The organism is Tateyamaria sp. (genome assembly GCF_059783535.1).
This window is the reverse complement of record NZ_JBYNDP010000027.1, coordinates 22,084-33,919: the sequence shown is the minus strand read 5'-3', so window position 1 is coordinate 33,919 and position 11,836 is coordinate 22,084. Positions and strand designations below refer to the sequence as shown.

The 11,836-nt window shown below is 55.3% G+C and carries 9 protein-coding genes; 4 read left to right on the top strand and 5 right to left on the bottom strand.

Going from position 1 to position 11,836, the window contains the following annotated elements:
* From AC6RA8_RS07845 to AC6RA8_RS07835, 3 genes are all read left to right on the top strand, one after another.
* The coding region (locus AC6RA8_RS07845) for a TRAP transporter large permease subunit (protein ID WP_500351788.1) at window positions 1-267 on the top strand (267 nt) is incomplete at its 5' end.
* Window positions 264-1,502 (top strand): malonyl-CoA decarboxylase, encoded by a 1,239-nt coding sequence (locus AC6RA8_RS07840; RefSeq protein ID WP_500351786.1) that lies wholly within the window; start codon window positions 264-266, stop codon window positions 1,500-1,502. The genes AC6RA8_RS07845 and AC6RA8_RS07840, both read left to right, overlap by 4 nt.
* Before the next feature lie 16 nt (window positions 1,503-1,518).
* Window positions 1,519-3,033, top strand: a complete 1,515-nt coding sequence (locus AC6RA8_RS07835) for a malonate--CoA ligase (RefSeq protein ID WP_500351784.1) — start codon at window positions 1,519-1,521, stop codon at window positions 3,031-3,033.
* 120 nt (window positions 3,034-3,153) lie between these two features.
* On the opposite strand, the gene AC6RA8_RS07830 is transcribed toward AC6RA8_RS07835, so the two are convergent.
* From AC6RA8_RS07830 to AC6RA8_RS07820, 3 genes are all read right to left on the bottom strand, one after another.
* Window positions 3,154-4,956, bottom strand: a complete 1,803-nt coding sequence (locus AC6RA8_RS07830; RefSeq protein WP_500351782.1) for an NAD(P)/FAD-dependent oxidoreductase — start codon at window positions 4,954-4,956, stop codon at window positions 3,154-3,156.
* A 145-nt stretch (window positions 4,957-5,101) separates the two neighbouring features.
* The gene (locus AC6RA8_RS07825; protein WP_500351780.1) at window positions 5,102-6,928 is read right to left on the bottom strand and encodes a sigma-54-dependent Fis family transcriptional regulator; all 1,827 of its coding nucleotides are present in this window, start codon (window positions 6,926-6,928) and stop codon (window positions 5,102-5,104) included.
* Window positions 6,929-7,085: 157 nt separating this feature from the next.
* A complete protein-coding gene (locus tag AC6RA8_RS07820; protein ID WP_500351778.1) occupies window positions 7,086-8,603 on the bottom strand; it encodes an ABC-F family ATP-binding cassette domain-containing protein in 1,518 nt (505 codons plus the stop codon).
* A 367-nt stretch (window positions 8,604-8,970) separates the two neighbouring features.
* On the opposite strand from AC6RA8_RS07820, the gene AC6RA8_RS07815 reads away from it, so the two are divergent.
* Window positions 8,971-9,735 (top strand): SDR family oxidoreductase, encoded by a 765-nt coding sequence (locus AC6RA8_RS07815; protein ID WP_500351776.1) that lies wholly within the window; start codon window positions 8,971-8,973, stop codon window positions 9,733-9,735.
* On the opposite strand, the gene AC6RA8_RS07810 is transcribed toward AC6RA8_RS07815, so the two are convergent.
* Window positions 9,732-10,601 (bottom strand): acyl-CoA thioesterase, encoded by an 870-nt coding sequence (locus AC6RA8_RS07810; protein ID WP_500351774.1) that lies wholly within the window; start codon window positions 10,599-10,601, stop codon window positions 9,732-9,734. The genes AC6RA8_RS07815 and AC6RA8_RS07810 overlap by 4 nt on opposite strands.
* A gap of 13 nt (window positions 10,602-10,614) precedes the next feature.
* Window positions 10,615-11,823 carry a serine hydrolase domain-containing protein gene (locus AC6RA8_RS07805; RefSeq protein WP_500351771.1) on the bottom strand — a complete coding sequence of 403 codons (1,209 nt, stop codon included), beginning with the start codon at window positions 11,821-11,823 and terminating at the stop codon, window positions 10,615-10,617.
* Window positions 11,824-11,836 lie beyond the last annotated feature (13 nt).

Genomic DNA, 11,836 nt, shown 5'->3' with positions numbered 1-11,836 from the left:
CTGCTGCCCATCATAACAACCGCTGGCTTTGACCCGATCTGGTTTGCTGTGGTGCTGACCATCAATATGGAAATCGGGTTGATCTCTCCCCCCGTTGGGTTGAATCTCTATGTTATTAATGGGATTGCGCCCGACATCTCGCTCAAGACGATCCTAAAGGGATCGCTTCCGTTTGTGGCGTGCATGGTGATTGCGATCATCCTTTTGTGCATCTTCCCGGGTCTGGCCACGTGGCTACCCAACGCAGTAATGGGCACCGCGATATGAGCTACTTCGCTGATCTCATTTCCACGGTTTTCGAGCGCCGCTATGCGAGGGCCGTGTCATCTGATGCACAAGGGCGTGCCATAACCGAATTGGCCCAAGATCTGCTAAGCGCGCGCGGGGAAGTTTCCGGCAGCACACTCGCACGGCTTATACTGGATCAATACAGCGGCGGCGACGACCAGCTTAGGCAGGCGTTCTTTGAATTTATGATGCGCGATCTGGAAATTGATCCGGTGGATGTTGTTGAAAGTCTCAAGGTCTACAAAGAAACACCGTCCAAGCGCAGTTACCGTGAATTTGTGCGCGCCAGTGAACCGAAACGACAAGAGCTTTTGCGTCGTTTGAACCAAGTACCAGGCGGCACACGGCATCTGGTAGCCATGCGCAAGGACCTACTGCGTATGATGCGTGACGCACCAGTGCTGGAACCCCTTGATGTGGATTTCCAACATCTGTTTGCATCATGGTTCAATCGGGGCTTCCTGGTGCTGCGCCCCATCGACTGGGCAAGTCCAGCTGAAATACTTGAAAAGATCATCGCATACGAAGCCGTCCACGCAATCGACAGCTGGGAAGATTTGCGTCGCCGCCTGCAACCTTCGGACCGCAGGTGTTTTGGGTTCTTTCATCCCGCGATACCGGATGAGCCTTTGATATTTGTCGAAGTCGCATTGACCAAGGGCATCCCGAACTCCATTCAGAACCTTCTGGCCGATGGGCGCGATCCCATCGATGTCGAAGAGGCAGACACCGCTGTGTTCTATTCCATCTCCAATTGCCAGGACGGGCTAGCTGGCATTTCATTTGGAAATTCGCTGATCAAGCAGGTGGTTGCGGACTTATCCCGTGACCTCTCAAACCTTCAGACATTTGTGACACTGTCTCCAATCCCCGGCCTGACAAGGTGGTTGGATCAAGAGGACCAATCGCCGTTGCACGGCGCATCCATTGAGGTACAGGTGGCACACTATCTGTTGGAAGCAAAGCGCGAGGATGGACTGCCCATCGACCCGGTTGCACGTTTTCATTTGGGAAATGGTGCATCGGTACATGCGGTACATGCAGATGCGGATTTGTCCGACAACGGATTACGGCAATCGTCTGGAGCCATGGTGAACTACATTTATGACCTCTCTCGCATTACAACGAACCATGAACACTTCGTGACGGACAAAACAGTGGCGGCGTCACCAGATGTCCGCGCGCTCAGTTCCACGCTGTCCGCAAAAATTTAGGTATTCAAAGCGACCGATGCCCAACCCACTCTACGACACACTGTTTGGTCAGCACCGCGCAAGCGATGCCGTGTTCCTGCATTTGCCCCAAGGCCGTTCGCTGACCTACAAGGCCTTTCTGGACATCGCGGCACAGTATGCAGGCTTGATGGCTGAATTGGGCCTGGTGGCCGGAGACCGGGTTGCTGTTCAAACCGCCAAGTCACCAGAAACGCTGGCTGTGTACGCCGCGTGTGTACAGGCCGGTTTGGTCTTTCTCCCACTAAACACGGCCTATACCCAAGACGAAGTGGCCTACTTCGTCGAAAACAGCGGCGCGCGCCTGTTGCTGGCGGACGACGGTAAACGCAATGCTTTGGCTGCCATCGCAAAACGCTGCGGGGCACAGCTGGAGACGCTGAATGCCGATGGCTCAGGTTCATTTCCAGACAAAGCGGTGTCCTGCCCGACCTCTTTTGAAACCGTGCCTCGTGTGGATAGTGACCTCGCGGCGCTCTTGTACACCTCTGGCACGACCGGCCGATCCAAGGGGGCCATGCTAAGTCAAAGCAACCTGCTGTCCAACGCTCAGGTTCTGCAAAAGGAATGGCACTTCACGTCACAGGACGTTTTGCTGCACGCTTTGCCCATCTTTCACACACACGGTTTGTTCGTCGCCACCAATATCACCCTGTTGTGCAGTGGTCAGATGATCTTCTTGCCCAAATTCGATCTGGACGAGATGATCACACAAATGCCGAACGCAACCGCTATGATGGGCGTCCCAACATTCTACACGCGCCTTTTGGGGGACGCACGTTTCACGACAAGCCTCACAGCTCATATGCGGCTCTTTGTATCCGGCAGCGCCCCACTACTGGCCGAAACCCACATACAGTTCGAAGAACGGACGGGCCATCGTATCCTTGAACGATACGGCATGACTGAAACAAACATGAACACGTCTAATCCGTATGCGGGAGAGCGTCGTGCCGGAACCGTTGGCATGCCTCTGCCCGGCGTCGAGTTGAAGATCACTGACCCCAAGACCGGTGAGTCACTGCGGAATGGAGAGATCGGTCAGATAGAAGTGCGCGGCCCAAATGTCTTTCAGGGATATTGGCAGATGCCTGAAAAGACGGCCGAAGAATTGCGTGCGAACGGGTTTTTCATCACCGGTGATTTGGGAACGGTTGACGATGACGGCTACGTCACAATCGTTGGGCGAAACAAAGACCTGATCATCTCGGGCGGGTACAACATCTATCCAAAGGAGATAGAGTTGCTCCTGGATGAACAGGACGGTGTTCTCGAAAGCGCCGTGATCGGGGTACCGCACAAGGATTTTGGCGAAAGTGTCTTTGGCATTATTGTTGCAATGCCCGACCGCCAACCCGATCTCGACGCCATAGCTGCCGAAATCGGCTCTTCGCTTGCGCGCTTTAAGCAGCCACAAAAGCTGGTGATACTGCCAGAGCTTCCCCGAAACACGATGGGAAAAGTTCAAAAGAAGGCATTGAGAGAGCAGTTTGCCGATGCCTTAACAGAGTAAAACGATGGGCTCGCTCCCACAGTGTGGGTGAGCAATTATGGCATGGAACAACACGTGACGTTGCACTCACCGTTTTGCAAGCCGCGCCCTTAGGCAACAATTGTTACCCCGGGGGATAAGTCAGCGACCCAAGTGGTGGGATTCCTGCAATTTGTACACCGGCGTATCGATCCCCTCATACCGCGCCTTCAGTTGCAGAGACAGATACTGTGAATAGTGCCGTGACTGGTGCAGGTTTCCACCATGCATCCAAAGGTTCTCCTGCTGTGTTGGCTTCCACATGTTGCGCTGTTCCCCTTCCCATGGACCCGGATCCTTGGGTGTATCGGAGCCAAGCCCCCAGCACTTGCCAACCTTGTCGGCGGTGTCCTGATCAATCAGATCCGCGACCCAACCATTCATTGAGCCGTAGCCAGTAGCATAAACGATCAGATCGGCTTCAAGTTTGGTACCATCTTCAAGCAACACGCCATCCTCGACAACTTCGCTCACCTGACCGTGGGCAAGCTTGATCTTGCCGTCGATGATCAATTGGCTCGCCCCAACATCGATGTAGTAACCTGAGCCGCGACGCAAATATTTCATGAACAGCCCTGACCCGTCGGCTCCCCAATCCAACTGGAACCCTGCCTTTTCAAGGCCCGCATAGAATTCGGCATCCACCTCCTTGATCTTGTCATAAACCGGCTTTTGGAACTCGTGCATGATCTTGTAAGGTAAGGACGCGAAAATCATGTCTGCCTTCTGGGTCGTCACCCCGGCTTCCAAAGCCCGCTCTGAATAGAGATCGCCCAGGCCGATTTCCATGAGTGGATCAGAGCGCACGATATGCGTTGTCGACCGCTGGACCATCGTCACATCAACATCGTTTTCCCAAAGCGCGGCGCAGATATCATGGGCCGAGTTGTTGGAGCCGATTACAACAGCCTTCTTACCCTTGTACGCATCCGGACCGGGATGCTTTGATGAATGGTGTTGATCTCCCTTGAACTTGTCCATGCCGGGGAAGCTCGGGACATTAGCCTTGCCTGACATCCCGGTGGCCATCACCAGTTGTTTCGGCCGCAAGGTAATCTCTTCGCCGTTTCGTTCGACCACTACAGTCCATGCTTTGGTGCCTTCATCAAACTTGGCAGACTTCGCCGTGGTCTTGGTCCAATAGTTCAATTCCATGATCTTGGTGTACATCTCAAGCCAATCGCCGATCTTGTCCTTGGGCGAAAAAACAGGCCAGTTTGATGGGAACGGCAGGTACGGAAGGTGATCGTACCAGACCGGATCATGCAGGCAGAGCGACTTGTACCGATTGCGCCAACTGTCTCCGGGTTTGTCGTTCTTCTCAATAATGATTGTGGGCACGCCAAGCTGACGCAGCCGTGCGCCAAGGGCAATCCCACCCTGCCCGCCTCCGATGATCACGGTGTAAGGCTGGACGGAATGGCCCAGTTCGGCAATCTCTTCGTCGCGTTCTTCACGCCAGGATTTCCGACCTTTTCCCGCACCATGCTTGGCACCCAGAGGACGTTCATAGCCAAGCGGCTCTTCGTAACCTTTCAACTCTGTCATTGATGTGAGCAGCGTCCAGATCAATCCGTCATTCAAACGGATAAGGCCATAGCCTCGTGACACATCGGTTTCGAATGTGATCCATGCGGTGACAATGCCACCTTCTTCCGTGACAGCCTCGCCATCTGCAACTCGCCATGCTGTCGGTTTGATCGCTGAAAGCTGCGCTTGCAGCATGTCGCGGATCGCATCCTGTCCCTCCATCGTACGAATGTTCCACGTAAACGAAACCAGATCGCGCCAATAGCAATCGGCCTGGAACATGGACACGACCTCATCCACTCGACCGTTTTCCAAGGCGTCACTGAAGCGGTTTAGTGTTTCCTCAACTTGGTCGCCATGTGATGTATCCAGCATGAAATGATCCTCCCTTCGGTGTTTGAAGGCGATCATTGCCGGGGGTGTTGGAGATACCTATCCAAAGCACAAAATCCCGCTGCGACGCAGCGCAAATGCCTATGCAATTCTGTTGCATTTTGATGCAATGCCACATCCTGTGGCATCACGGACGTCGGATTCCGGCGCGTTTCATCTGTCTGTGGATCGTTGTTCTGTCGACGCCCCGCAGGCGGGCGACACGCGAAATGTTCCATCCACATTCGCCTAAACACCGTTCAAGGTCCGCAATCCATTCACCCGCGTCATAATTCTGCTGCTTTATCAGAGGCTCTGGGATGTGTTCGAGGTCAATGACGCCATCCTCACTCAAGGCCATTGAAACACGCAGTGTGTTTTTCAATTCCCTGATGTTTCCTGGCCAACTGCGGTTTTTGAGATGGGACCGGGCGCCGTCCGAAAGCACGAATGTCTTTGGCGCAGCGATGCCCGCCAACCGCATGATCTTGTCGACAAGACCGTCAATGTCAGTGCGGTCGTCAAGGTCTGGCAGATCTAGGCAAGCGCCACCCAATCGAAACATCAGGTCTTCGCGCATCCCGCATGCGGACAGCGCTACAGTGCTTGCGGATATGATCTTGGCTTTGGTGGCAATTGGGTTGGCACCGCTTGGGGGCCGTATCCCGTCGTCGGTGAGCGCACGCGCCAGACGCGCCTGAATAGTCGCCGGCATTTCGTTTGCAGCATCGAGAAACAGCACACCATCACGTGCGCGGGCAACAAGCCCGCCATCCCCTTCCTTGTCTCCGAAGAGGATGGTTTCCAACTCAGACCCAGGAAATTCTGCGCATTGAACGACGACAAATGGAGACCTCTCATCGCGCTTCTTGTGAATAGCACGTGCCAACCGCTCTTTTCCGGTTCCGCTCGAACCCGTGATCCAGATCGGCAAGTCATTCCGCGCCAACCGCTCTGCTGTGCGCAGAGTCTGTTCAACGTTGGGATCACCACAATGCAACGCCGCAAATGCAGGTGAGAGTTTACCCACAACAGGAGTTTTGCCACTTCGAGCCGCAGGTTGCGGCGCTATTGCATGTGCATAGATGACATCGCCTGTTTTTAGGAACACGCATCGCTCCCGTGTCGGGCGGCTTCGGGAGAATGCAGGAAGGTCATCGATTTCCACGTCCAGAAATGACGTCAGTGACCGCCCAACGACCGCACTATCCACAGGACCCCACAACATGCGCTGAGCCTGACGCGTAGCACCAATGATCGTCCCAGAATTATCGATCGCCAGTGCACCATCTGGGTCCACATCCACGAACTCCGGCCGTCGAGAAAACGGCAGCACCCAATGCGTTCCCATCTCGGCCATCAGATTGGCCAGTTCGATGCGCCGTGCCGCTGTCTTGACCATATGCAGCGCCAATGCCTGCGTCGCCTTGGGCTGTGGAGACCGCAGCAACGACACGTCCAGAACTGCGGCCAAACTGCCGCTGAAGTCATAAATGGGCGCCGCGCTACAACTCAGCGGAACGTGGTGCAAGTCAAAATGATCTTCCTGGTGAACAGTGACAGCCCTGCCGGTCGCGATGCAGGCCCCTATACCATTTGTCCCCGACTGTGCCTCGGACCATGCCGACCCTAGAAACAAGCCCGACGCACGAAGGTCGTCTTCAAAATTTGCATCCCCGAAATAGTCGACGGTGACGCCTTCAGCGTCCGTGAGCAGCAAAACGTAATTCTGGCTTGCAACCTGCCGGAACAGGTCTTCCACCCCGGACCGTGCAATTGAAGTCAATCGTTCGGCCTGCTGTTGGTGATGTCGGAGTTGACGTTCAGGCAGAATATACGCTGGCGTCGGTTTGGTGGGATCAAGCCCGTGCTGTTCGATACATCTACGCCATGACGCGACGACAAAGTCGTCACGTTGCACCGGGCGCTCCGACAGGGCGGCTTCAATCTCTTTGATATGTTCTACTGCAGACATCGTTTCCTCCAAAACGGTTCTGCTCTCGACCTCCATCTCAGGATATTGTCTGTGGCGCGTTTGTCCAATGTGTCGATCCCGCTGGGCAATTGGACTGGTTTCGCCCTGGGACCACGGGTGCGCATCATGAAAAAGATCATACGGCGTAAACCCTGATCTAAGATGTTTGCATTTCGGCGTTGAGGAAGTCGTCAGGGCTATCAACTTCTTCCAATGCGTGTCCCTGAATTCGCCAAAAGCGGTTCCCGACATTTCGCAGAAAACGCCGATCATGGCTGACCAGCAGACAGGATGTGTCACGATCAATCAGTTCGTTCTCCAAAGCTTCCTGCCCATCGATATCCAGATGGTTGGTTGGCTCATCAAGCAGATAGAAATTCGGGTTCTTCAGGCGAAGCACCAGCATGGCCAGCCGCGCCTTCTGCCCACCGGACAAGGCTCCAATCCTTGTGTCCTGCATCTGATAGCTGACGCCAGCACCTGCCAATACGCCGCGTGCCCGTTGATCACCGATGTCGAAGTTGCGTGTCACGGCAAGCATGGGCGTATCGTCGTCTGCAAGCTGGCTGAGATCCTGATCAGAATACCCGGCGACGGCAGATGCCGCACACCTTACCGCTGTGTCTTCACCATCCAATGCGCGCGCGATCATCTTGATCATTTGGGTCTTTCCCGCACCATTCGCACCCAATACCACCACCCGGTCACACGGCGATATCCACTTCTTTCCGGTTCTATACAGCACCCTGCCGTCCGGAGTTTTGACCATGACGTCATCAAGGGCAATCAATGCTTTGGCGTGAGTCCCACTGTTCGACAACCTGATGTCACCGGCGCACTTACCTTTGTGGGCAGGTCTTGCGGCAGCTTCCATTTTGTCGGCCCGCTCGGTCAGCTGCTTTGTTTTGGTCAACAGCAGATCAGAACCGGAATTTACACCAACATTCTTCAACTTCGCCGCCTGTTTCCGCAACTGCTGCGCCTTGTTCAGATCATTGGCAAACCGACGTGCGTCCGCCATATCAGCTTCTTCCAGGGCGGCGCGGGCAGCTGAGAACGATAACGCAAAGAAGCGTGATTGCTCTGGTCGCAGGAACAGCGTGTAATTGGTGACAGCATCCAGAAACGCCCGATCATGTGAGGTCATCAACAGGGGAAGATCGCTAGGCAATGTCGCCATCCAGTTTTCAAGAACAGCAATACGCTGCAAATCCAAGTGGTTGGTGGGCTCATCCAGCAGCAGCAAGCCAGGTTCATTGACCCAAGCTGCTGCAAGCATCGCCATGCGCTGCCACCCCCCGCTGAGTTCCGCAAGCATTCGATGCTGAAATTCATGCGGAACAGACAGGTCGTCCAGCACCACATCGACACGCCAGCTTTCGTAATCGGCCTGCTCGGAGGGAAGCGCCGCCAATACCCAATCATACATCGTGTAGGGTAGCGCACGGACTGGAAGGTCTTGCTTCACATAGCCAATGCGCAACCCACGGGCCCGCGTGATTTCACCGTTGGTTTGTTCAATCTCGCCGGCAAGACAGGACAGAAGAGTCGACTTTCCGCCGCCGTTTTGCGCAACCAAACCGATGCGATTGCCTTTGGAAATTGTAAAGTTGAGGTCAGAAAAAAGTGGATCGCTCAGCGTTACCGCCAGAGCATTTGCATGCAGGATAGCCATGGGAATCTCGGAACACAGAAAGGATGCCGCAGCGCGGCTTTGGGCAGACCCGTGGTGAGATTACCTTTGGTCAGCCCTGCAAACGAATTTACAGGGCGAAGCTGGGACCATGCTGAAGTCGGCGAGTGATGCGCATGCTCAGCTTGTGCCCTCCCGTTGCAAATGTGTTCCTTGAGGTGAAACCGTAACGCCCATTTGCGCATTTGGCAAATACCTACTTTAACCGAAACCGGCTGATCAATGGAGAGCATCAGACGCGAACCAACCGTCTGCTCCTGTAATCGCTGACGGCGTCACTTGGCATCAAAACCGATGCGACTTACTGTGCTATTGCGCCTCAAACGGCGCTCTAGCGCCGAGGCTGTTCATGGATATCAAAGACAAGATAATTGTGGTTACAGGTGCGGCCGGCGGCATTGGGCGAGCACTATGTTACGCTTTTGCGCAACAGAGCGCCAAACACATCATTTGCGCCGACCGTGACATCACTGGAGCGGAAGAAACCTCCCGTGAAATCAAGGGGAAAGCAGCACAAGTTGATGTCGCAGATGAAGAGCAGATCAAGTCTCTGATTGACACAACTGAAGCGTCCATTGGCCCGATCGACATCTTCTGCTCCAACGCTGGTGTTTTAGTTGGAGGCGGTGCTGACGCGCCAGATGCGGATTGGCAACGATTGTGGGACATCAACGTGATGGCACATGTCTGGGCCGCACGGCACGTTGTGCCGCGCATGGCGGAGCGTGGCGGCGGCTATCTGCTGAACACAGCTTCGGCTGCTGGTCTTCTGAACCAGATCGGCTCGGCCCCGTACGGCGTGACAAAACATGCAGCTGTGGGGCTCGCTGAATGGCTGGCCATTACGCATGGCGATGCGGGCATCAAGGTATCCGTTTTGTGTCCGCAAGCCGTTCGAACAGCAATGACCGAAGGCCATGAAGACCACGTGGCCGCCATAGACGGTATGATTGAACCTGAGGATGCGGCGCGCGCCTGTGTCGACGCCATCCGGGATGAGACGTTTCTGGTTCTGCCGCACGCGAACGTTCTGAAATACATGCAGCTCAAGGCGGGAGATTATGACCGCTGGATTGCCGGAATGCAGCAATTGAATCGCGCTTACGGCAACTAACTCTTTGGCGTGATTGGGCGGATAAGCCCTTCCTGCGCGACCGATGCGACAAGTGTTCCATTCTTGTCGTAGATCATACCGCGGTTAAAACCCCTGCCTTTGCCGGACCAAGGGCTGTCCATCGTATACAAATGCCAGTCGCAGAATTCTGCAGGCGCATGAAACCACATGGCATGATCGAGACTGGCCGCCATAACGCGCCCAGTGAACCAGGTTTGTCCGTGTGGCCGCAAGGCCGTCCCCAATAGGTTCAGGTCCGACGCATAGGCCAAAAGGCAATGCTGCAATTGCGGACTGATCCCACGCGCCGCCGCCATGCGGAACCACAAGTGGCTGCGGTCATCCATCGGCTCCGGCGTGAAGAAATCACGCGGTGCAACCTCTCGGATATCGATGGGGCGCGGACGCAGGAACTCTTCGTGAAACTTTTCGGGGATCCGATCCACAACCGCTTCGCGCAGCGTCGTGCGATCTGACAAATTTTCCGGACCTTCAACATCAGGCATCGGGTGCTGATGTGACCACCCGTCCTCATCCGCGTGGAATGAGGCTGACATGTTCAGAATCTGCCGCCCATGCTGGATCGCGACAACGCGGCGGGTCGTAAAGCTTCCACCGTCCCGCGCCCGATCCACCTGATAGATAACCGGAATGGACGGATCGCCGGGGCGAATGAAATAGGCATGCAGTGAATGACAGAGCCGATCCTCAACCGTACGGTAGGCCGAGGCCAACGCCTGCCCGATCACCTGACCGCCGAATATCCGTGTAGGGGTCTCGCCACCTGGCCCGGTTCCCCGGAACATATCGACTTCCAGCCGTTCCACGGCCAACAAGTCCAGCAGGGTCTGATGCGCGTCTGTCATGAGGATTGTCCTGTCACATCAACGCACCATGCACCAGCGCTTTGAGTTCGGCGCGCGCGGGATAGCTCGAGGATGGGCTGAGCTGGGTGAAAAACACGACACTCACATCATGCACGCGGTCGACCCAGAAGAACGTCGACGCCATACCACCCCAACTGAAATCTCCAATCGACGACGGTACTCGGCTGCGGGCCGGGTCGATGACAACCGCACCGCCAATACCAAACCCCATGCCTTCCATCGGTTGTTCGGCAAAGCTCGCCGGGCCAAGGCTGGCGATATCTCCGGGCAAATGGTTCGACATCATGAAATCGGCAGTCGACGGCGATATCAGCCCCTGTCCCTTGTTCCGCAGACATTCGGCGAAGGCCATGTAGTCGTCGATTGTACCGACAAGACCACCGCCACCACTGAAACAGGTTGTGCGCCGAAAGGGGGAATTCACAGCGTTGTCAAAAAGCCTGATCGACGCATCACCCGCCGCCGCCGCATTCAAGTCCATGGCATCCCCTGCCAGCGGAGTATACAGGCTCGCAAATTGATCAAGAGCATCGTCACGAACTGAAAACCCAGTGTCCTGCATACCAAGCGGCTGCAACACCCGTTCGCGAAAGACATAATCAAGCGACTGGTTTGTTACCACCTCGATCACTCGGCCAATTACATCAATACCAACCGAATACTCCCAACGCCGCCCGGGTGAAAAAGCCAACGGCAGTTCGGCCAGCGCGTCACACTGTTCGGCCAGCGTGTCCGCTGTCGGTTTGAACAGCAAGTCCCGCTCTGCCATCGCATCTGATAAAACACCCGGATTGAACGGATAGCTCAAACCAGATCGATGCGTGAGCAATTGGTGCAGTGTAGGCGTGGCGCAGGGTTCTGTCTGCGACAGATCAACCGCCCCGGGCCGAAGAGCATGCATATCGGAAAACGCAGGTAGAAAACGAGAGAGCGGTGCATCCAGGTGCAACACACCGTCTTCAACCAGCATCATAAGAATCAGCGACGTGACGGGTTTGGTCATCGAGTAGATGCGTGCCACCGTCTTCCTGTCAAATGCAGTGCCCGTCTCAAGATCCCGCACACCGGATTGCGTGTAAAAGACTTCCTTTCCGTGCTGACGGATGAGCACGGACAAACCTGCAAATCTCTGGTCGGATGTGTGGCGATCTGCCCAATTCTGAATACGGGCGAGGCGGCGTGAATCTAGCGTCAGTGACATTTGACCACGATAC

Excerpts from the sequence above, each read along its gene's own strand:
- AC6RA8_RS07840 (WP_500351786.1), top strand. The coding sequence starts at position 264 with ATGAGCTACTTCGCTGATCTCATTTCCACGGTTTTCGAGCGCCGCTAT.
- AC6RA8_RS07835 (WP_500351784.1), top strand. The coding sequence starts at position 1,519 with ATGCCCAACCCACTCTACGACACACTGTTTGGTCAGCACCGCGCAAGC.
- AC6RA8_RS07830 (WP_500351782.1), bottom strand. The coding sequence starts at position 4,956 with ATGCTGGATACATCACATGGCGACCAAGTTGAGGAAACACTAAACCGC.
- AC6RA8_RS07825 (WP_500351780.1), bottom strand. The coding sequence starts at position 6,928 with ATGTCTGCAGTAGAACATATCAAAGAGATTGAAGCCGCCCTGTCGGAG.
- AC6RA8_RS07820 (WP_500351778.1), bottom strand. The coding sequence starts at position 8,603 with ATGGCTATCCTGCATGCAAATGCTCTGGCGGTAACGCTGAGCGATCCA.
- AC6RA8_RS07815 (WP_500351776.1), top strand. The coding sequence starts at position 8,971 with ATGGATATCAAAGACAAGATAATTGTGGTTACAGGTGCGGCCGGCGGC.
- AC6RA8_RS07810 (WP_500351774.1), bottom strand. The coding sequence starts at position 10,601 with ATGACAGACGCGCATCAGACCCTGCTGGACTTGTTGGCCGTGGAACGG.
- AC6RA8_RS07805 (WP_500351771.1), bottom strand. The coding sequence starts at position 11,823 with ATGTCACTGACGCTAGATTCACGCCGCCTCGCCCGTATTCAGAATTGG.